The sequence below is a fragment of the Chromobacterium sp. W521 genome, assembly GCF_052805975.1.
Genome location: NZ_JBRBAF010000003.1, coordinates 237,314 through 256,361 on the forward strand (window position 1 = coordinate 237,314; position 19,048 = coordinate 256,361).

At 67.6% G+C, this 19,048-nt stretch carries 19 protein-coding genes; 16 read left to right on the plus strand and 3 right to left on the minus strand.

What is annotated here, in order from left to right:
- Positions 1-2: 2 nt before the first annotated feature.
- A complete protein-coding gene (locus ACUXV1_RS05710) occupies positions 3-158 on the minus strand; it encodes a DUF5993 family protein (RefSeq protein WP_019103097.1) in 156 nt (51 codons plus the stop codon).
- 267 nt (positions 159-425) lie between these two features.
- Here ACUXV1_RS05710 and ACUXV1_RS05715 point away from each other — a divergent pair, with 267 nt between their 5' ends.
- The 15 genes from ACUXV1_RS05715 to ACUXV1_RS05785 all read left to right on the plus strand — a co-directional run bounded on the left by ACUXV1_RS05715 (position 426) and on the right by ACUXV1_RS05785 (position 15,972).
- Positions 426-3,767 (plus strand): hybrid sensor histidine kinase/response regulator, encoded by a 3,342-nt coding sequence (locus ACUXV1_RS05715; RefSeq protein ID WP_446015031.1) that lies wholly within the window; start codon positions 426-428, stop codon positions 3,765-3,767.
- A complete protein-coding gene (locus tag ACUXV1_RS05720; RefSeq protein ID WP_081554660.1) occupies positions 3,764-4,657 on the plus strand; it encodes a response regulator transcription factor in 894 nt (297 codons plus the stop codon). Before ACUXV1_RS05715 ends, ACUXV1_RS05720 begins: the two co-directional genes overlap by 4 nt.
- A 130-nt stretch (positions 4,658-4,787) precedes the next feature.
- Positions 4,788-6,053, plus strand: coding sequence for an urea ABC transporter substrate-binding protein (gene urtA / locus ACUXV1_RS05725; RefSeq protein WP_194426215.1), 1,266 nt, complete (start codon positions 4,788-4,790; stop codon positions 6,051-6,053).
- An 18-nt stretch (positions 6,054-6,071) separates the two neighbouring features.
- The gene (urtB, locus tag ACUXV1_RS05730) at positions 6,072-7,652 is read left to right on the plus strand and encodes an urea ABC transporter permease subunit UrtB (RefSeq protein ID WP_446015032.1); all 1,581 of its coding nucleotides are present in this window, start codon (positions 6,072-6,074) and stop codon (positions 7,650-7,652) included.
- 8 nt (positions 7,653-7,660) lie between these two features.
- Positions 7,661-8,761: an urea ABC transporter permease subunit UrtC gene (gene urtC / locus ACUXV1_RS05735; protein ID WP_446015033.1), complete on the plus strand. Its 1,101-nt coding sequence runs from the start codon at positions 7,661-7,663 to the stop codon at positions 8,759-8,761.
- A 37-nt stretch (positions 8,762-8,798) separates the two neighbouring features.
- A complete protein-coding gene (gene urtD / locus ACUXV1_RS05740) occupies positions 8,799-9,632 on the plus strand; it encodes an urea ABC transporter ATP-binding protein UrtD (RefSeq protein WP_446015034.1) in 834 nt (277 codons plus the stop codon).
- Between the two features lies 1 nt (position 9,633).
- A complete protein-coding gene (gene urtE / locus ACUXV1_RS05745; protein ID WP_446015035.1) occupies positions 9,634-10,332 on the plus strand; it encodes an urea ABC transporter ATP-binding subunit UrtE in 699 nt (232 codons plus the stop codon).
- A gap of 3 nt (positions 10,333-10,335) precedes the next feature.
- Positions 10,336-11,178: an urease accessory protein UreD gene (locus tag ACUXV1_RS05750; protein WP_043641691.1), complete on the plus strand. Its 843-nt coding sequence runs from the start codon at positions 10,336-10,338 to the stop codon at positions 11,176-11,178.
- A 27-nt stretch (positions 11,179-11,205) separates the two neighbouring features.
- On the plus strand, positions 11,206-11,508 hold the full coding sequence (gene ureA / locus ACUXV1_RS05755) for an urease subunit gamma (protein ID WP_019101202.1): 303 nt from the start codon (positions 11,206-11,208) through the stop codon (positions 11,506-11,508).
- A gap of 10 nt (positions 11,509-11,518) precedes the next feature.
- Positions 11,519-11,824 carry an urease subunit beta gene (locus ACUXV1_RS05760; protein WP_081554666.1) on the plus strand — a complete coding sequence of 102 codons (306 nt, stop codon included), beginning with the start codon at positions 11,519-11,521 and terminating at the stop codon, positions 11,822-11,824.
- Entirely contained in the window at positions 11,821-13,521 is a 1,701-nt protein-coding gene (gene ureC, locus ACUXV1_RS05765; protein ID WP_043641699.1) for an urease subunit alpha, read from the plus strand. The genes ACUXV1_RS05760 and ureC overlap by 4 nt, the downstream gene beginning before the upstream one ends.
- Before the next feature lie 9 nt (positions 13,522-13,530).
- On the plus strand, positions 13,531-14,025 hold the full coding sequence (gene ureE, locus ACUXV1_RS05770) for an urease accessory protein UreE (RefSeq protein WP_019101199.1): 495 nt from the start codon (positions 13,531-13,533) through the stop codon (positions 14,023-14,025).
- Positions 14,022-14,702, plus strand: a complete 681-nt coding sequence (locus tag ACUXV1_RS05775; RefSeq protein WP_446015036.1) for an urease accessory protein UreF — start codon at positions 14,022-14,024, stop codon at positions 14,700-14,702. The genes ureE and ACUXV1_RS05775 overlap by 4 nt, the downstream gene beginning before the upstream one ends.
- A gap of 30 nt (positions 14,703-14,732) precedes the next feature.
- Positions 14,733-15,398, plus strand: a complete 666-nt coding sequence (gene ureG / locus ACUXV1_RS05780) for an urease accessory protein UreG (protein ID WP_019101197.1) — start codon at positions 14,733-14,735, stop codon at positions 15,396-15,398.
- A complete protein-coding gene (locus ACUXV1_RS05785; RefSeq protein ID WP_446015038.1) occupies positions 15,382-15,972 on the plus strand; it encodes a HupE/UreJ family protein in 591 nt (196 codons plus the stop codon). Before ureG ends, ACUXV1_RS05785 begins: the two co-directional genes overlap by 17 nt.
- Before the next feature lie 99 nt (positions 15,973-16,071).
- Here ACUXV1_RS05785 and ACUXV1_RS05790 read toward each other — a convergent pair whose 3' ends face one another.
- Positions 16,072-16,593, minus strand: a complete 522-nt coding sequence (locus ACUXV1_RS05790; protein WP_446015040.1) for an AAA family ATPase — start codon at positions 16,591-16,593, stop codon at positions 16,072-16,074.
- 222 nt (positions 16,594-16,815) lie between these two features.
- Between ACUXV1_RS05790 and ACUXV1_RS05795 the strand changes: the two genes are divergently transcribed.
- Positions 16,816-17,505 (plus strand): SOS response-associated peptidase, encoded by a 690-nt coding sequence (locus ACUXV1_RS05795; protein ID WP_446015042.1) that lies wholly within the window; start codon positions 16,816-16,818, stop codon positions 17,503-17,505.
- A gap of 68 nt (positions 17,506-17,573) precedes the next feature.
- Here ACUXV1_RS05795 and fumC read toward each other — a convergent pair whose 3' ends face one another.
- On the minus strand, positions 17,574-18,953 hold the full coding sequence (fumC, locus tag ACUXV1_RS05800) for a class II fumarate hydratase (protein WP_446015043.1): 1,380 nt from the start codon (positions 18,951-18,953) through the stop codon (positions 17,574-17,576).
- Positions 18,954-19,048: the final 95 nt, after the last annotated feature.

Below are 19,048 nucleotides of genomic sequence, written 5' to 3' on the forward strand. Positions count from 1 at the left end.
CCTCACAGGGAAATGGGCAATGTGCTGGTGGCGTGGAACTTGAACCAGTACAGCGTGAGCGCGAAGGCCAGGCCCCAGCAGGCGTAGGCCCATTGGCGCTTGCGCAGAATCAGGGCCAGCAGGGAGGCGGCTAGCAGTAGAAACAACAGGGTATCCATCGGGAAGTCCTTAATGTGGCGGGTCGGCGGGGCCGGCCTGGGTGGTGGTTGCCAATGAATATTAGCGCTTGCTTAATGTTGTGTGAATAGCTTGTTTGCGGGCGGTGCAGCGAAATTCTTTACACAATCAGTACATTTACGATTCGTATCGTATAAAACGGGTGCGGCCGCACGCGATGCCGCGCCGCCGAGCTTTACGGCCCGTGGCGGCCATTGGCAAGCTTTTTGCATTGAAGCTGTTGTTAGCATACGCTCAAGGCCGCCGCCATGTCCGCCTCCGATCCCGCGCCGCTTTACGCGGTGAAAGTCCGTCGCGATTACAACAGCTGGGTAGCGCGCGAGTCGCTGGAGGATTTTGCGCTGCGTTATACCCCGCACAGCTTCCGGCGCTGGTCGCCGTGGCGAGTGGCGCACACCGCGCTGGGCGGCGCCGCCGCCTTTCTGGTGTTGGAGGCGGTGGGCGCGGCGATGCTGACGGCGGGAGGCTTCGTCAACGCGGCCTGGGCCATTCTGGCGGTGGGGCTGGTGATTTTGCTGGTTGGCCTGCCGATCAGCGTCTACGCCGCCCGCTATGGCGTGGACATGGATTTGCTGACCCGCGGCGCCGGTTTCGGTTATCTGGGCTCCACCGTCACTTCCTTGCTGTACGCCGCCTTCACCTTTATTTTCTTCGCGCTGGAAGCCGCCATCATGGCGTATGCGCTGGAGTTGGGGTTTGGTCTGCCACCGGCCTGGGGCTATCTGCTGTGCACAGTGGCGGTGCTGCCGCTGGTGGCTCACGGGGTCACCGCCATCAGCCGGCTGCAAGCCTGGACCCAGCCGCTGTGGCTGGGCTTGCTGCTGTTGCCTTACGGCTTCGTGCTGGCGCGCCAGCCGGAGGCGCTGAGCGGCTTCTGGCACTATGCCGGGGCGGAAGGCGGGGCGGGCGGTTTCGATCTGCGCCGTTTTGGTGCGGCCTTCGGCATAGGCATCGCCTTGATCGCGCAGATGGGGGAGCAGGCGGACTATCTGCGCTTCATGCCCCCGCCCGCCGCCGGCCAGCGCCGCCGCTGGTGGTTGGCCTGCCTGGCCGGCGGCCCGGGATGGGTGTTGCCGGGCATGCTGAAGATGCTGGGCGGCGCGCTGCTGGCCTGGCTGGCCTTGGATCACGGCCAGGCGGACGGGCCGGCGCCGGATCCGGCTCGCCTGTATTGGTTCGGCTATGTCCAGGGATGGGGCGACGGCCGGCTGGCGCTGGCGGCGACGGTGCTGTTTGTGCTGCTGTCGCAGCTGAAGATCAATGTCACGAATGCCTACGCCGGTTCGCTGGCCTGGTCCAATTTCTTTGCGCGGCTGACCCACAGCCATCCGGGACGGGTGGTGTGGGTGGTTTTTAATCTCTTGATCGCGCTGTTGCTGATGGAGCTGGAGGTTTTCCAGGCGCTGGCGCATGTGCTGGCGCTGTTCGCCAATCTGGCGATCGCCTGGATGGTCACCGTGGCGGCGGATTTGGCCATCAACAAGCCGCTGGGGCTGAGCCCGCCGGGCATAGAGTTCCGCCGGGGCTATCTCTACGACGTCAATCCGGTGGGGCTGGGTTCGCTGGTCTTGGCCTCGGCGGTTTCGGTGTCGGCGCATCTGGGGGCGTTGGGCGAGCAGATGCAGCCGCTGGCGCCCTTCCTGTCTTTGCTGACCGCCTTGCTGGCCACGCCGGCGCTGGCCTGGCTCAGCGGCGGCCGTTATTACCTGGCGCGCCGGCCGGCGTTGCCGCCGACCCCGCCGCAGCGCTGCGTATTGTGCCGCCGCCAGTACGAGCCGTCGGACATGGTGAGCTGCCCGGCGTATCGAGGCTGGATCTGCTCCTTGTGCTGCACGCTGGACGCGCGTTGTGACGACCGCTGCAAGCCCACGGCGCGGCTGGACGAGCAATGGCGCGCATGGCTGAGCCGGCTGTTGCCGACTGCTTGCCGGCCGTATCTGCAACGAGGCCTGGCCGATTATCTGCTGCTGATGACGCTGTTGCTGGCGGGCTTGGGCCTGTTGTTGGGCGGCTTGTTTTGCCTGGCGCGGAGCCGACCGGGCTTGGACGCGCTGGCGGCGCGGCTGCCGCAACTGGGCGCGGGCCTGCTGTTGGGCGGCAGCGTGCTGGCGTGGTGGCTGGTTTTGCTGCGCCAGAGCCGGCAGGTGGCGAGGCAGGAGTCCAAGCGGCAGACCCAGCGCTTGTTGCGGGAGATCGCGTCCCACCGCCGCACCGACGCGCTATTGCAAAAGGCGCGCCGGGCCGCGGAACAGGCCAACCAGGCCAAGAGCCGTTATGTGAGCACGCTCAGCCATGAGCTGCGCACGCCGCTGAACAGCATGTTGGGCTATGCGCAGATCCTGGACGGGGACCCTGAGATTCCGCCGTCGAAGCGGCCGGCGCTGGCGGTGATCCGCCGCAGCGGCGATCACCTGCTGTCGGTGATCGAGGGCACGCTGGATCTGGCGCGGATCGAGAGCGGCCGGCTTAATCTGGAGCCGCGGCCGCTGGATTTCGCTGAGTTCATCCGCCAATTGACGGCGATGTTCCAGTTGCAGGCGCGGGAGAAGGGGCTGGGCTTCCGCTTCCTTCCGCAAGGGGAATGGCCGGCCATGGTGCGCGCCGACGAACGCCGGCTGCGACAGGTCCTGATCAATTTGCTGGGCAACGCGGTCAAGTTCACCGCGCATGGCGAGGTCAGCCTGGGCTTGCGCTATCAGGGCGAGGTGGCGTGTTTCGAGATTGCCGACACCGGCCCCGGCATCGCGCCGGAGGAGGCCGAGCGCGTGTTCGAGCCGTTTGAGCGCGGCGGCGGGGCCGCCGGCCAGGGCGGCAGCGGGCTGGGCCTGACCATTGCGGGGATGTTGACCTCGCTGATGGGGGGCGAGCTGAGGCTCGACAGCCGGCCGGGCGAGGGCTGCGTGTTTACGCTGCGCTTGTTCCTGCCGCGATTGGGTGCCGCGCCGGCGCCGCCCTTGTCGGCGCGCGTCGGCTATCAGGGCCGGCGGCGGCGGGTGCTGCTGGTGGACAACCATGCGCAGGATCGGGAGATGCTGGCCAGCGCCTTGCTGCCTTTGGGTTTCGAGGTGGAGCAGGCCGCCAGCGGCCAGGCTTGCCTGGACTGGCTGGAGCAGGCGGGGGCGCTGCCGGACCTGGTGTGCATGGATCTGGCGATGCCGGGCCTGGACGGCTGGGAGACCTTGAGGCGTATCCGCCGGCGGCATGGCGATGCGCCGGCGTTGGCGGTGATTTCCGCCAACGCCTTCGAGCAGGGGCAGGACAACGACGCGGGCATCCGCGCCGAGGATTTCTTCGTCAAGCCCATCCGGGTAGAGCGCCTGCTGGGCTGGATAGGCCAGCGCTTGGAGCTGGAGTGGCTGAACGGCGCGGAGCCGGCGCTGCGCTGGCCGCCGGAGGAGGCTCTGGACGAACTGCGGCAGGCGTTGCGGCGCGGGTATCTGCGCGGCGCGCGCGCCGCCTTGCAGCGGCTGGAGGTGAGCGCGCTGGGCGCTGACCCTGCTTACGCGCCATTCCTCGCACGGGCGCGAAGCCTGCTGGACGGCTGCCGGCTGGACGAGCTGCTGCAATGGCTGCCGGGAGCGCCGGCATGAGCGCGCCCTGGGCGGAGCGGGCGACGGCGCTGATTGTCGACGATCAGCCGGAAAACCTGGCCTTGCTGCACGACGCGCTGGATTCGGCCGGCTACCGGGTCTTGCTGGCCACGGACGGCGCGGCGGCCTTGCGCCGCGCCGCCGAATGCCGGCCGGACATCATTCTGCTGGACGCGGTGATGCCGGGCATGGATGGGTTCGAGACGGCGCGGCGTTTGAAAGCGGAGGCGGAAACGCAGGCGATTCCCATCGTGTTCATGACCGGGCTCAGCGACAGCGAGCACGTGCTGGCGGCGTTTGCCGCCGGCGGCGCGGATTACGTGGTCAAGCCGCTGCGGCCGGCGGAGGTATTGGCGCGGCTGGCCGCCCATATCGGCAGCGCGCGCCAGCTGTGCCGGGCGCGGCAGGCGCTGGAGGCGTCGGGCCAGGCCTTGCTGGCGGCGGACCCGGCCAGCGGCCGGCCGCTGTGGTTGACCGAGCGCGCGCGCGGCCTGCTGCGCGCTCACGGCTGGTCCGAGGCGGCGCTGGCGGAGCGCTGGCGGCTTTGGCTGGGCCAAGCCGAGGCGGGCGCGAGCCTGGCGTTGGAGGAGGGCGACGGCTCGGGCTTGCTGGCGAAGCGCCTGGCCGGGGACGAGTGCTTGCTGGCCTTGAGCGAGGGGGGCGAAGCCGCGGCGCCGCAGCGCCTGATGCGGGCGCTGGGGCTGACTCCGCGTCAGGCCGAGGTGCTGCATTGGCTGAGCCTGGGCAAGACCAATCGCGACATCGGCGACATCCTCGGCATGAGTCCGCGCACCGTCAACAAGCATCTGGAGCATGTGTTCGCCCGCCTGGGGGTGGAAACCCGCACCTCGGCCGCGGCGCTGGCTTTGCGCAGCGCCGGAGGCGGGTGAGAGGGCATACGTCATGTAACGTATTTCGGCCGGGCGGGCCGGGGCTTAGTCTGATCCTGCAGTGCAACAATTCCCAGCCGGGCCGGCCAGACGGCCTCCCGGCGTTTCAGGATCGCCCCAGGAGCTTCTCATGTTCATTCGCCCTCATGTCTTGCCTACCCTTGCGCTGAGCCTGGCGCTGGGCGGCCTCGGCGCCGCGCCGGCCCTTGCCGCCGGCACCATCAAGGTGGGGGTGCTGCACTCCCTGTCCGGCACTATGGCCATTTCCGAAACCTCGCTCAAGAATATGGCGCTGTTCGCCATTGACCAGATCAACGCCGATGGCGGGGTGCTGGGCAAAAAGCTGGAGCCGGTGGTGGTGGACCCTGCATCCAACTGGCCGCTGTTTGCGGAGAAGGCGCGCCAATTGCTGAGCCGAGACAAGGTGGCGGTGACCTTCGGCTGTTGGACTTCGGTGTCGCGCAAATCGGTGTTGCCGGTGTTCGAGGAGTTGAACGGTTTGCTGTTCTACCCGGTGCAGTACGAGGGCGAGGAGATGTCGCCCAATGTGTTCTACACCGGCGCGGCGCCCAATCAGCAGGCGATCCCGGCGGTGGAGTACCTGATGAGCAAGGAAGGCGGCGGCGCGCGGCGCTTCTTCCTGCTGGGCACCGATTATGTCTACCCGCGCACCACCAACAAGATTCTGCGCGCCTTCCTCAAAACCAAGGGGGTCAAGGACGCGGACATCCAAGAGGCCTACACCCCGTTTGGCCATAACGACTACCAGACCATCGTCGCCAATATCAAGAAGTTCGCCGCCGGCGGCAAGACCGCGGTGGTGTCCACCATCAATGGCGACTCCAATGTGCCGTTCTACAAAGAGCTGGGCAATCAGGGCCTGAAAGCGGCCGAGGTGCCGGTGATGGCGTTCTCGGTGGGCGAGGAGGAGCTCAAGGGCATGGACGCCAAGCCCTTGGCCGGCCATCTGGCGGCCTGGAATTACTTCATGAGCGTTAAGAACCCGGTCAATGCCAAATGGACGGCGGACTACCGCGCCTGGGCGCGCAAGAAGGGCATTGCCGGGGCGGACAAGCTGGTGACCAACGATCCGATGGAGGCGACCTACGTCGGCATCCGGCTATGGGCGCAAGCGGCGCGCAAGGCCGGCAGCACCGATGTGGCCGCGGTGAGCAAGGCCCTGGCCGGGATGCGCCTGGACGCGCCGTCGGGCTATCCGCTGGAGATGGACGCCCGCAACCACCATTTGCGCAAGCCGGTGATGATTGGCGAGATTCAGCCCAACGGACAGTTCTCGGTGGTGTGGAAAAGCCGGAGCGTGGTGCGCGCACAGCCGTGGAGTCCGTACCTCCCTGGCAACGACAAACGGCCGGATGCCCCGGTGAAGAGCAAGTGAGCCGAGAAGGAGTCCGCGATGCCCTGGTGTAAAGCCTTGTCTTGGGCGCTGGCGCTGTGGTGCGCGGCGGCCGGCGCCGGCCCCTTGGCCGACCTGGCCGGCGCCGATCCGGCCGAGCGCGCCGGCTTGATTGAAAGCTGGGCGCCGCGCCCGGACGCGGAGCGCCGCGCGGCGGTGGCCGCGTTGGAGGAGGGCCGGCTGTTGCAGTCCGCCGATGGCCGGCGCGTGTTGTGGCTGCGGCCGGACGGCGCGCTCGGCGATGCGGTGTCCGGCCAGCCGGCGGCGGGCGACGCCGCCAGTCTGGAGCCGCTGCCGCTGAACAACCGGCTGCGCGGCGCTTTGGCGGTGTTTCACGCGGTCGACGAACTGGCCGCTGCGGATGCTGTCCGGCGGCTGGCCGCGGTCCGTGTGCTGGCGGACAGCGCTAACCCGGCCTTGCTGCCCTTGCTGCGGAACCGGCTGGCGCGGGAGGGTGACGCCGAGTTGCGGCGCGCGTTGGAGCAAGCGTGCGCCCGCTTGTCGCTGGCCAGCCCGGACCCGGCGCAGAGGAGAGCCGCCGCCGCGGCGCTGGCGGACAGCGGCGATCCGGCCGCCTGGGCCTTGCTGGCGCCCTTGACCGACGCCGCCAACGAAAGCGACGCCGGGGTGCGCGACGCCGCGACGAGTGCGCAAGCGGCCATCCGCGCCAGCGTGCAGGTGGACAATTTACTGGGAGCGGCCTTCGCCGGCCTCAGCCTGGGCTCGGTGCTGCTGCTGGCGGCGTTGGGCTTGGCCATCACTTATGGCTTGCTGGGCGTGATCAATATGGCGCACGGCGAGATGCTGATGCTGGGGGCCTATGTCTCTTATGCGGCGCAAAGCCTGTTTCAAAGCCGCTGGCCGGCCGCCGCCGACGCCTATCTGGCGCTGGCGTTGCCGGCGGCCTTCCTGTTCACCGCCGGCGTGGGCATGGCGCTGGAACGGCTGGTGATCCGCCATCTCTACGGCCGGCCGCTGGAAACGCTGCTGGCCACCTGGGGCATCAGCCTGGCGCTGATGCAGTTGGTGCGAACGCTGTTCGGCGCGCAGAACGTGGCGGTGGCCAATCCCGGCTGGTTGACCGGCGGCTGGGTCTTGAGCCCGGCGCTGACGCTGCCCTACAACCGCATCGCCGTCATTGTGTTCTCCGCGCTGACGCTGGGCCTGGTCTGGCTGGCGCTGAACCGCAGCCGGCTGGGTCTGTTTGTGCGCGCGGTGACCCAGAACCGGAGCATGGCGGACAGCCTGGGCGTGGCGACCGGGCGGGTGGACATGCTGGCCTTCGGCCTGGGCAGCGGCATCGCCGGCCTGGGCGGGGTGGCGCTGAGCCAGATAGGCAATGTCGGCCCGGACTTGGGCCAGGGCTATATCGTCGACAGTTTCATGGTGGTGGTGCTGGGCGGCGTGGGCCAGTTGGCCGGCGCGGCGTGGGGCGCGCTGGGCCTGGGCGTGGCCAACAAGCTGCTGGAACCGGCGCTGGGCGCGGTGCTGGGCAAGATTCTGATCCTGGCCGGCATCATTCTGTTCATCCAAAAACGTCCGCAAGGCCTGTTCGCCCTCAAGGGCCGGGCCGTGGATTAGGAGCCGCCATGCATCTTCCTTACTCTTTGAGGCTCTTGTCCGGCCTGAGCCGCAGGCGCTGGGGCGCGGCGGCGTTGGCCCTGGTCTGGCTCGGCTTGCTGGCGCTGCCCTTGCTGCATGTGTTCGCGCCGGCGGACAGCGGCTGGCGGGTGTCGGCTTATGTTCTGACCCTGGCTGGCAAGATTCTGTGCTACGCGGTGCTGGCGCTGGCTTTGGACCTGGTCTGGGGCTATGCCGGCTTGCTCAGCCTGGGCCACGGCTTGTTCTTCGCGCTGGGCGGCTACGGCATGGGCATGTATCTGATGCGGCAGATCGGCAACGATGGCGTCTACCAGAGCGCGCTGCCGGATTTCATGGTGTCGCTGGACTGGCGGGCGCTGCCGTGGTTCTGGCAGGGCAGCGAGCACCTGGCCTGGGCCTTGTGCCTGGCGGTGGGCGCGCCCGGGCTGTTGGCGCTGGGCTTTGGCTGGCTGGCTTTCCGTTCCCGCATTCGCGGTGTGTATTTTTCCATCTTCACCCAGGCGCTGACCTACGCGGCGATGCTGCTGTTCTTCCGCAACGAGACCGGTTTTGGCGGCAATAACGGCTTTACCGGTTTCAAGCGCATCCTGGGCTTCGGCATTGCCGAGCCGGCTACCCGCGCCTGGCTGTTCATCCTCAGCGCGCTACTGCTGTCGCTGTCTTTGCTGGGGGCGTTCTGGCTGATGCGCGGCAAGTTCGGCCGCATTCTCACGGCGGTGCGCGACGCCGAATCGCGGCTGATGTTCTGCGGTTATCGGCCGCAGGATTACAAGCTGGCGATATGGGTGTTGTCCGCCATGCTGTGCGGGCTGGCCGGCGCCTTGTACGTGCCGCAGGCCGGCATCATCAATCCGGGCGAGATGTCGCCGGGCAACTCGATAGAGGCCGCCGTCTGGGTGGCGGTGGGAGGCCGCGGCACCTTGATTGGGCCGGTGCTGGGCGCGGTGCTGGTCAATGCGGCCAAGAGCTGGTTTACCGTGGCATTGCCGGAGTACTGGCTGTTCTTTCTGGGCGGCTTGTTCATTGCCGGCACCCTGTTGCTGCCGCGCGGCTTGATGGGTTTGCTGGCGCGAGGCCGCGGCGCGTGAAGCCGCCGCGCGGTTATTTATTTTCCGGATATGCGACATGAATGCAACAAGCGAAAATCCTGCTCCGCGCGGGCAGTGGGAGGGCGAGGCGGTGGGCTTGTCCCGTCCATTGACGCCGGGACTGGACATCCGGCACGGACAGATATTATATCTTGACGATGTCATAGTTGATTTCGACAGTTACCGCGCCTTGAACCGCTTGACGCTGTCGATCGCCGTCGGCGAATTGCGGGTGGTGATCGGCCCCAACGGCGCCGGCAAGACCACGATGATGGATGTGATCACCGGCAAGACCCGGCCCGACGCCGGCAGCGTGTTCTTCGGCCAGACCATAGACCTGCGCCGGCACGACGAGGCCGAAATCGCCCAACTGGGGATAGGGCGCAAATTCCAGAAGCCCACGGTATTCGAGGCGATGACGGTGGCGGACAACCTGGAGCTGGCGCTGGCCGGGGACCGATCGGTGCGTGCCAGCCTGCGCGCGCGGCTGGGCGCGGCTCCGCGCCGCCGCATCGACGAACTGCTGGAACGGGTGCGGCTGCAAGATCAGCGCGGCCGGCTGGCCGGCCTGCTGTCGCACGGCCAAAAGCAATGGCTGGAGATTGGCATGCTGCTTGCTCAGCAACCCAAGCTGCTCTTGCTGGACGAGCCGGTGGCCGGCATGAGCGACGCCGAAACCGAGCAGACCGCGGAGCTGCTGCTGAGCCTGAAAGGCGAGCACTCCCTGATGGTGGTGGAACACGATATGGATTTCGTCGCCAGCCTGGGCGGCAAGGTGACGGTGCTGGCCGAAGGCGCGGTGCTGGCGGAGGGGACGCTGCGGCAGGTGCAGGCGGACGAGCGGGTGATCGAAGTGTATCTGGGGCGCTGACATGCTGGAAATCGACGGACTGGAACAGTATTACGGCGGCAGCCGCATCCTGCGCGGTATCAGCCTGCGCGCCGAGACTGGGCAGATCACCTGCTTGCTGGGGCGCAACGGCGCGGGCAAGAGCACGCTGCTCAAATGCCTGAGCGGGCAATTGCCGATACGCGGTGGGCGCATGCTCTGGCGCGGCGAGGACATTGCCGCGCTGGCCCCGCATCAGCGCGCGGCGCGCGGCATCGCCTATGTGCCGCAGGGGCGCGAAATCTTTCCGAGGCTGACGGTGGAGGAAAACCTGCGCTTGGGGCTGGCTCGCTTCTCCGGCGCGGCGGGCCGGCGCTTGCCGGACAGCGTGTTCGAGATGTTTCCGGTGCTTGACGAGATGCGCGGCCGCCGGGGCGGCGACCTGTCCGGCGGCCAGCAGCAGCAATTGGCGATTGGCCGCGCGCTGGTAGGGCGGCCGTCGCTGCTGATGCTGGACGAGCCGACCGAGGGCATTCAGCCCTCCATCATCAAGCAGATCGGCGCGGCGATCCGCCAACTGGCGGCTGGACGCGAGATGGCCATTTTGCTGGTGGAGCAGTATTACGACTTTGCCGAAGAGCTGGCGGACCGCTATCTGGTGATGGCGCGCGGCGAAGTGGTACGCAGCGGCCTGGGCGGGGACATGCAGGCGGACGGCGTGCGCGGACTGTTGGCGATCTGAGCGATGCGCCGCGACTCCGCCGCCATCGGCCTGCCGCCGCCCTGGGCCGCCGAACTGGAACTGGCTTACCAGCGCCGCGACGGGCGCACCATTCCGGTGCGGCGCCGGCATTGCGGCCCTTTGAGAGTGCAACGCCACTTCATCGACGCCGCCGGCCAGTGCCAGCACATCATCGTGCATCCGCCGGGGGGCATGGCGGGCGGCGACAGCCTGAATCTGGCGGTGAGTTTGGAGGAGGGCGCGGACGCGCTGCTGACCAGCCCCGGCGCCGCCAAGTGGTACGACGGATTCGGCCGCCCGGCCAGCCAGCGGCTGGAGCTGAGCTTGGCTCCCGGCGCGCGGCTGGAATGGCTGCCGCTGGAAACCATTCTGTTCGCCGGCGCGGAGGTGAGCTTGCAAGGCCGCGTCCGGCTGCAGGGCGACGCCGCGCTGCTGTACGGCGATGTGCTCTGCCTGGGGCGTCCGGCCTGCGGCGAGCGTTTCGACCGCGGCCGCTGGCGGCAAAGCCTGGACATTGAACGCGACGGCCGGCTGATTTGGTGCGAGCGCGCCGCCTTGGCCGGCGGGGACCGCATGCTGGACGCGGCGGCGGGGATGGGCGGCCAGACCGTGGCCGGCCTGCTGCTGTGGGCCGGGCCGGCGCTGCCGGCGGCCTTGCACCAGGCGATCTTGGAACTGCCGCTGACGGGCCGCGCCGCCGCCAGCCAGTTGCCGGATGTCTGGCTGGCGCGCTTCATCGGGGACAGCGCCGAAGCCGCCCATCATTGGCTGCGGCGGGCCCGGCGTTTGCTTTACCCGTTCACCCATGGCCGCGCGGCGCAGGAGCCGCGCATCTGGGCGACTTGACCCTTCAATGAGAAATGGGACTTCACGATGGAATTGACGCCCAGAGAAAAAGACAAGCTGCTGATCTTCACCGCCGGCCTGCTGGCGGAGCGCCGCCGCGCGCGGGGCCTGAAGCTGAACTATCCGGAGGCGGTGGCTTACATCAGCGCCGCCATCATGGAGGGCGCGCGCGACGGCAGGAGCGTGGCGGAGCTGATGCATTACGGCGCCACGCTGCTGGGCCGCGAGGAGGTGATGGACGGCGTGGCCGAGATGATCGCCGATATTCAGGTGGAAGCCACTTTCCCGGATGGCACCAAGCTGGTCACCGTCCACCAGCCCATTGTATGAGGACGCCGCGATGATTCCGGGACAGATCCAGGCAGCCGAAGGCGAGATCGAACTCAACGCCGGCCGCCGCACCGTGACGCTGACGGTGGCCAATACCGGCGACCGGCCTATCCAGGTGGGCTCGCACTATCACTTTGCCGAAACCAACGACGCCTTGCAGTTCGACCGCGCCGCCGCCCGCGGCTGCCGGCTGAACATCGCGGCCGGCACCGCGGTGCGCTTTGAGCCGGGACAGACCCGCAGCGTGGAACTGGTGGAACTGGCCGGCCTGAAGCGGGTGTTCGGCTTTCAGGGCCGGGTAATGGGGGGCTTATGAAAATCAGCAGGCAGGCGTATGCCGAGATGTTCGGCCCCACCGTCGGGGACCGGGTGCGCTTGGCCGACACCGAATTGTGGGTGGAGGTGGAGCGCGACTACACCGTGTACGGCGAGGAGGTGAAGTTTGGCGGCGGCAAGGTGATCCGCGACGGCATGGGGCAAGGGCAGGGGCTGGCGGCGGAGGTGGCCGACACCGTGCTGACCAATGCGCTCATCCTGGACCACTGGGGCATCGTCAAGGCCGACATCGGCCTCAAGGACGGCCGCATCGCCGCCATCGGCAAGGCCGGCAACCCGGATATTCAGCCCGGCGTCGACATCGTCATCGGCGCCGCTACTGAAATCATCGCCGCCGAAGGCATGATCGTCACCGCCGGCGGCATCGACAGCCACATTCATTTCATCTGCCCGCAGCAGATCGAAGAAGCCTTGATGTCCGGCGTCACCACCATGATAGGCGGCGGCACCGGGCCGGCCACCGGCAGCAACGCCACCACCTGCACGCCGGGGCCATGGCATCTGGCGCGGATGCTGGAAGCGGCGGAGGCCTTTCCGATGAACCTGGGCTTCACCGGCAAGGGCAACGCCAGCCTGCCGGAGCCGCTGCGGGAGCAAGTGCGCGCCGGCGCCATCGGCCTCAAGCTGCACGAAGACTGGGGGAGTACCCCGGCGGCGATAGACAACTGCCTGACGGTGGCGGACGAGATGGACGTGCAAGTGGCGATCCATACCGACACCCTGAACGAATCCGGCTTCGTCGAAGCCACGCTGGCCGCGTTCAAGGGCCGCGCCATCCACACCTATCACACCGAGGGCGCCGGCGGCGGCCACGCGCCGGACATCATAAAAGCCTGCGGCTACGCCAATGTGCTGCCCAGCTCCACCAACCCCACCCGGCCGTTCACCGTCAACACCATAGACGAGCACCTGGACATGTTGATGGTGTGTCATCACCTGGACCCGGGCATCGCGGAGGACGTGGCCTTCGCCGAAAGCCGCATCCGGCGCGAGACCATCGCCGCCGAGGACATCCTGCACGACTTGGGCGCCTTCGCGATGATGTCCTCGGACAGCCAGGCGATGGGGCGGGTGGGGGAAACCATACTGCGCTGCTGGCAGACCGCGGACAAGATGCTGCGCCAGCGCGGCCCCTTGCCGGGCGATGGCCCCGGCCACAGCAACTTCCGGGTCAAGCGCTATCTGGCCAAGTACACCATCAACCCGGCGTTGACCCACGGCATCGCCCATGAGGTGGGCAGCGTCGAGCCCGGCAAGCTGGCGGATTTGGTGCTGTGGCGGCCTGCCTTCTTCGCGGTCAAGCCCAGCCTGATCCTCAAGGGCGGCGTGATCGCCGCCGCCGCGATGGGAGACCCCAACGCCAGCATTCCAACGCCGCAGCCGGTGCACTACCGGCCGATGTTCGGCAGCTGCGGCGCGGCGGTGGCGCGCGGCAGCGTCACCTTTGTATCGCAGGCGGCGCTGCAGGCCGGCATCGGCGCGGAACTGGGCCTGCGCAAGCGCTTGGTGGCGGTGCGCGGCTGCCGCCATCTGCGCAAGACGGACCTGATCCACAACGATTATCTGCCGCATATCGAGGTGGACCCGCAAAACTATCAGGTGCGCGCCGATGGCCAGCTGCTGTGGTGCGAACCGGCCGAGCGCCTGCCGCTGGCGCAGCGCTATTTCTTGTTTTGAGAGGATGCCATGTTGCTGCTGACACGCCGCGCCGACGATGCGAGCGCCTGGGACGATGAGCTGCTGATGAGTTGCGAACTGCGCGGCAAGCGCCGGCTACGCACCCGCAGCGCCGCCGGAGAAGACTGCGGGCTGTTTCTGGAGCCGGGGCCGCCGCTGGCCGACGGCGAAGTGCTGCAGGCAGAGGATGGCCGCCGGGTGCGGGTAGTGGCCGCGCCGGAAGCCTTGCTGCATGTCAGTTGCGCCGACGCCATGGCCTTGACCCGCGCTGCTTACCACCTGGGCAACCGCCATGTGCATCTGCAAGTGGGCGACGGCTGGCTGCGGCTGTTGGACGACGAGGTGCTGGCGCGGATGCTGGAGCAGATGGGCGCGCAGGTGCGAAAAATCGACGCGCCGTTTCAGCCGGAGGCCGGCGCTTACGGCGGCGGCCATCACCACTCCCACGGCAAAGAGGCGGCCTTCCAATATCCGCCGCGGCTGCATCAGTACGGCGCGGCATGAGCGCGCTGTCGCGGCTGCAACTGCTGCGGCTGGCCAGTCCGGGCCTGCCTATCGGCGCGTATAGCTACTCGCAAGGGCTGGAGAGCGCGCTGGAGCTGGGCCTGGTGCATGACGCCGCCAGCGCCGCCTCCTGGCTGGGCGATGTGTTGCAAGGACCGCTGGCCCGTTTTGAAGCCGCTCTGCTGGCTCAGGCCTGGCGCGCGCTGGCCGCCGACGATCAACCGGCGCTGGCGCGGATCAATCAGCAATTGCTGGCCAGCCGAGACAGCCGCGAATTGAGGCAGGAAACCGTGCAGATGGGGTATTCGCTGCGCCGCTTGCTGCAAGCGCTGCCGGAGTGCGCCGCTTTGCCGTGGCCGGCCGGCCTGGAGCAGCCGGAGTTGGCGCTGCCGGCGGTATGGGCGCAGGCGGCGCGCGCGCTGGGCGCGGACGAGGCCGGCGCGGTGGATGCTTATCTATGGAGCTGGCTGGAAAACCAAGTCACGGTTCTGCTCAAGGCGATGCCGATGGGACAGACGGCCGGCCAGCAATTGTTGTCGGCGCTGTTGCCGGCCGTGGCCGCGGCCGGCGCCGAGGCGAGACGGATGCCGGCGGAACAACTGAGCAATTTCGCCCCTGGCCTCGCCTGGGCGGCGATGAAGCATGAAACCCAGTACAGCAGGCTGTTCCGGTCTTGAGCCGGCGGCCGCGATCTCAAGGAGAAAGCGATGAACACAACAGGACTCGCCAAGGGCCGCGGGCCGTTGCGAGTGGGCATAGGCGGGCCGGTGGGCTCCGGCAAGACCCACCTGACCTGGGCGCTGTGCGCGGCGCTGCGCGATAAATACAATGTCGCCGCCGTGACCAACGACATCTACACCCAAGAAGACGCGCAATTCCTGGTCCAGCATCAAGCGCTGGAGGCGGACCGCATCATCGGCGTGGAAACCGGCGGCTGCCCGCACACCGCCATCCGTGAGGACGCGTCGATCAACCTGGAGGCGGTGGCGCGGCTGAACGCCCGCCATCCCGGCCTGGATATCATCTTCATCGAAAGCGGCGGCGACAACCTGGCCGCCACTTTCAGCCCGGAGTTGTCCGATCTGACGCTGTACGTGATCGACGTGTCCGCCGGCGACAAGATTCCGCGCAAGGGGGGGCCGGGCATCTGCAAGTCGGACCTGCTGGTGATCAACAAGATCGATCTGGCGCCGTTGGTGGGGGCCTCGCTGGACGTGATGGCGCGCGACGCCGGCCGCATGCGCGGCGAGCGGCCCTTCGTTTTTTCCAATCTCAAGCTTGGTCAGGGTCTGGCCGACATCATCGCCTTTGTCGAAACCCAGGGCATGCTGCAACTCAACGTCTCAGGAGCCGAAAATGACTCTCTTGCGTAAACCTCCGTCGGCCGCGCTGGCCATATTGCTGGTCAGCGGGCTGGCCCAGGCTCACCCCGGTCACGCCGTCGCCGGTTTCTCCAGCGGCCTGGCGCATCCGCTTGGCGGGCTGGACCACCTCTTGGCCATGCTGGCGGTGGGCTTGTGGTCGTGGCGGCTGGGCGGCGCGGCCCGATGGCAAGGACCGCTGACCTTCATGGCTTTGCTGGCCGTTGGCGGCGTCCTGGGCTGGTTGGGCGTGAGCGCGGCGGCGCTGGAAAGCGGCATCGCCGCCAGCGTGATCGCGCTGGGCTTGCTGCTGGCCTTCGCCTTGCAGCCGCGACGGGGGCTGGCCTTGACGGCGATTGCCGGTTTCGCCTTGCTGCATGGCATCGCCCATGGTCAGGAGATGCCGCACGACGCCTCCGGCTTGGCTTACGCCGCCGGTTTCGTGCTGGCTTCCGGCCTGTTGCATGCAGCCGGCTTGTTGTTGGGGCAAGCGGAAGCGCGCTTTGCGCTGGGCGAACGGCTGGGCCGCGTTGTCGGCGGCGGCATCGCCCTGTGCGGAGCGCTGATGCTGGGCGGCTGGGTCTAGCGGCGCGGCAAGGCAGGGCGCCGGCGGGTAAGCGGCCATCTTGCCAATGAAAAAACGCCGGCTTGCCGGCGTTTTCCGCTGAGACGGCCAGGGGCCGGTTCAGGCCTCCGCGTTGCTGTGGGCGACTACGTTGAAGCCTTCCTGCGGGCTGGGCGGCACGAAGTAGCGGGTGATATGGTCGAACTCCGCCTCGCTGACGCTGAACGGGTGGGAGCCCTTGGCGTTGCGCTGACGCAGCCGCGCCTTGCAGGCTTCGTCGCTGACGTCCAGCAGGTGCAGCTGATGCGCCGCGCCGCTGGCGTCGATCAGCTCGCGCATCCAGCGGCGGCTGTCCAGTGTATTGGCCGGCATGTCCAGCACCACGGACAGGCCTTGGCGCAGCAGGGCGGCGATGTGGGCGGTCAGCGCCTGTTTGAGCGACTGCGAGCGGCGCACGTAGTCGGTCATGGTACGTATCTCGCCGGGGTAAAGCTGGGCCAGCCATTCGTCCTCGCTGATCAGTACGGTGCGAGCTTGTTTGGCCAGGTTGCGGGTCAAGGTGGACTTGCCCGCGGCGATCTTGCCGCAAACCAGATGCAGCGTTGCCGCGGCCGTGTCTTTGGATTGTTCATTGCTAGGCATGGCAGTCTCCTGGTGGTGGCTCATATGAAAAAACCCGCCGGGTGGGCGGGTTGCCGGGCTTCGTCTGGCCGCGCGCTAACCCGCCCCGAAACGGGCGTCGATCCAATCTTGGCTGGCATAGGGGACGAAACGGCGCATAGTGGGCTTATGGTCGCCGCTTGAGGCTTGCTTGTCAAACCGAGGCGGCGGGCCGGCCGCCGCAATATCCGGTAAACTGCGCCGATGTGCGTCAACTATCTATGTCCCCATCCTGATCAACTGCCGCTGTTCGGCGTGGAGCCTGGCGGGCTGGTCTGGCAGGAAGAGGCCTGGCAGGACTACGCCGCTCCCTTCATCGTGGCTGGCCGCCAGGGCCTGGAGCTACGGCTGGGCAATTACGGGCTGGTGCCCAAACGCCATCAACCGGACGGCCTGCGGTTGTCCACCACCAACGCGCGCTCGGAAACCGTGGCCGAACTGAAAAACTTCCGCTACCCGTGGCGGGCCGGTCAGCGTTGCCTGGTGCCGATGCGGGCCTTCTTCGAACCTTCGTATGAAACCGGCCGCGCGGTGCGTTGGCGAATCGGCTTGGCCGACGATGCTCCGTTCGCGGTGGCTGGGTTGTGGCGGGCGTGGTCGGAGCCGGACGGCTCAATCAGCCACGCTTTCACCCAGTTGACGGTAAACGCCGAGGCGCACGCGCTGATGCGCCGCACGCATAAGCCGGAGGACGAAAAGCGTTCGCTGGTGATTGTGCGGCCGGAGGATTACCTGGCCTGGCTGACGGCGCGCCGCCCGGACGACGCGCATCGCTTGCTGCGGCTGTTTCCGGCGGAGGAGATGCGCGCCGAGGACGCGCCGCTGGCGCCGCGCCAGGGCGGGCTCAAGCCGGCGCCTCAGCCGCTGCCGCGTACATTGGGTTTATTCGACTGAGCGCCGGCGGTCTGTTCATGCTCTTCCTCTTCGCCCCGCGAACCACGAGGAAGAGCGTGAACCGGTTTTTAGATCATCGCCTTCGGATCCACCCACTGGTCAAACTGCTCCGCCGTCACATAGCCCAGCTCCAGCGCCGCCTGCTTGAGGGTGCCGCCGTTGGCGTGGGCCAGCTTGGCGATGGCGGCGGCCTTGTCGTAGCCGATGTGCGGATTGAGCGCGGTGACCAGCATGAGCGATTGCTCCAGCAATTGCTCGATGCGAGGGCGGTTTGCCTGCATGCCGCGCACGCAATGATGGTTGAGGCTGTCCATGCCGTCTGCGAGCAGGCGCACGCTCTGCTGGAAGTTGTGCGCGATCAGCGGCTTGAACACGTTCAACTCGAAGTTGCCGGAAGCGGCGCCGATGGACAGCGCCACGTCGTTGCCCAGCACTTGGCAGCACAGCATGGTCATCGCCTCGCACTGGGTGGGGTTGACCTTGCCCGGCATGATGGAGCTGCCCGGTTCGTTTTCCGGAATCAGCAGTTCGCCCAGGCCGCTGCGCGGGCCGGACGCCAGCCAGCGGATGTCGTTGGCGATCTTGATCAAGGCGGTGGCCAGTTGTTTGAGCGCGCCGTGCGAGTGCACCAGCGCGTCGTGCCCGGCCAGCGCGGCGAATTTATTGCCGGCGCTGACAAAGGGCAGGCCGCAAGCGCGGTTGAGTTCGGCCGCCACGCGCGGGCCGAACTCCGGGTGGGTGTTGAGGCCGGTGCCCACGGCGGTCCCCCCCACGGCCAGTTGGTAGAGGCCGGGCAACGCGGCGCGGACGGCGTGTTCCGCTTGCTCCAGCTGATCCACCCAGCCTGACAGCTCCTGGCCCAAAGTCAGCGGAGTGGCGTCCTGCAAATGGGTGCGGCCGATCTTGACGATGTCGGCGAAGGCGGCCGCTTTGTCCACCAGCGCGGCGCGCAGCCGGCTCAGCGCCGGCAGCAGCCGGTCATGCACCGCGCGCGCGGCGGCCACGTGCATGGCGGTGGGATAAATGTCGTTGGAGGATTGGCCGCGGTTGACGTCGTCGTTGGGGTGGACGAGCCGGCCGGGGCCGCGCTCGCCGCCCAGCAGTTCCGAGGCGCGGTTGGCCAGCACCTCGTTCATGTTCATATTGGTTTGAGTGCCGGAGCCGGTTTGCCATACCGACAAGGGGAAAGTGTCCGGGTGTTTGCCGGCCAGCACTTCGTCGGCGGCGGCGACGATGGCGTCGGCCTTGTTCGCCGGCAGCTTGCCCAGCTCGCGGTTGGTCAGCGCGGCAGCGCGCTTGACTTGGGCCAGCGCCAGGATCAGTTCTTGCGGCATGGTTTCGTTGGAGATGGCGAAGTGGCCGAGCGAGCGCTGGGTTTGCGCGCCCCACAGCGCATTGGCCGGAACTTCAATGTCGCCGAAGGAATCGTGTTCTATTCTGTGTGTCATGGCATGCCTTTCGCACGGGAATGAGGTTTCGATTGTATGCCAAATGCAAGGCAAGGGCTGAACCATTGACCTGTTTCAGGGTCTGAATACAAGGC

Coding starts and splice junctions, on each gene's coding strand:
- ACUXV1_RS05720 (WP_081554660.1), top strand. CDS start 3,764: ATGAGCGCGCCCTGGGCGGAGCGGGCGACGGCGCTGATTGTCGACGAT.
- ACUXV1_RS05710 (WP_019103097.1), bottom strand. CDS start 158: ATGGATACCCTGTTGTTTCTACTGCTAGCCGCCTCCCTGCTGGCCCTG.
- ACUXV1_RS05785 (WP_446015038.1), top strand. CDS start 15,382: ATGACTCTCTTGCGTAAACCTCCGTCGGCCGCGCTGGCCATATTGCTG.
- urtD (WP_446015034.1), top strand. CDS start 8,799: ATGAATGCAACAAGCGAAAATCCTGCTCCGCGCGGGCAGTGGGAGGGC.
- ACUXV1_RS05795 (WP_446015042.1), top strand. CDS start 16,816: ATGTGCGTCAACTATCTATGTCCCCATCCTGATCAACTGCCGCTGTTC.
- fumC (WP_446015043.1), bottom strand. CDS start 18,953: ATGACACACAGAATAGAACACGATTCCTTCGGCGACATTGAAGTTCCG.
- urtE (WP_446015035.1), top strand. CDS start 9,634: ATGCTGGAAATCGACGGACTGGAACAGTATTACGGCGGCAGCCGCATC.
- ACUXV1_RS05790 (WP_446015040.1), bottom strand. CDS start 16,593: ATGCCTAGCAATGAACAATCCAAAGACACGGCCGCGGCAACGCTGCAT.
- ACUXV1_RS05750 (WP_043641691.1), top strand. CDS start 10,336: ATGCGCCGCGACTCCGCCGCCATCGGCCTGCCGCCGCCCTGGGCCGCC.
- ACUXV1_RS05775 (WP_446015036.1), top strand. CDS start 14,022: ATGAGCGCGCTGTCGCGGCTGCAACTGCTGCGGCTGGCCAGTCCGGGC.
- ACUXV1_RS05760 (WP_081554666.1), top strand. CDS start 11,519: ATGATTCCGGGACAGATCCAGGCAGCCGAAGGCGAGATCGAACTCAAC.
- urtB (WP_446015032.1), top strand. CDS start 6,072: ATGCCCTGGTGTAAAGCCTTGTCTTGGGCGCTGGCGCTGTGGTGCGCG.
- urtC (WP_446015033.1), top strand. CDS start 7,661: ATGCATCTTCCTTACTCTTTGAGGCTCTTGTCCGGCCTGAGCCGCAGG.
- ureG (WP_019101197.1), top strand. CDS start 14,733: ATGAACACAACAGGACTCGCCAAGGGCCGCGGGCCGTTGCGAGTGGGC.
- ACUXV1_RS05715 (WP_446015031.1), top strand. CDS start 426: ATGTCCGCCTCCGATCCCGCGCCGCTTTACGCGGTGAAAGTCCGTCGC.
- ureA (WP_019101202.1), top strand. CDS start 11,206: ATGGAATTGACGCCCAGAGAAAAAGACAAGCTGCTGATCTTCACCGCC.
- ureC (WP_043641699.1), top strand. CDS start 11,821: ATGAAAATCAGCAGGCAGGCGTATGCCGAGATGTTCGGCCCCACCGTC.
- urtA (WP_194426215.1), top strand. CDS start 4,788: ATGTTCATTCGCCCTCATGTCTTGCCTACCCTTGCGCTGAGCCTGGCG.
- ureE (WP_019101199.1), top strand. CDS start 13,531: ATGTTGCTGCTGACACGCCGCGCCGACGATGCGAGCGCCTGGGACGAT.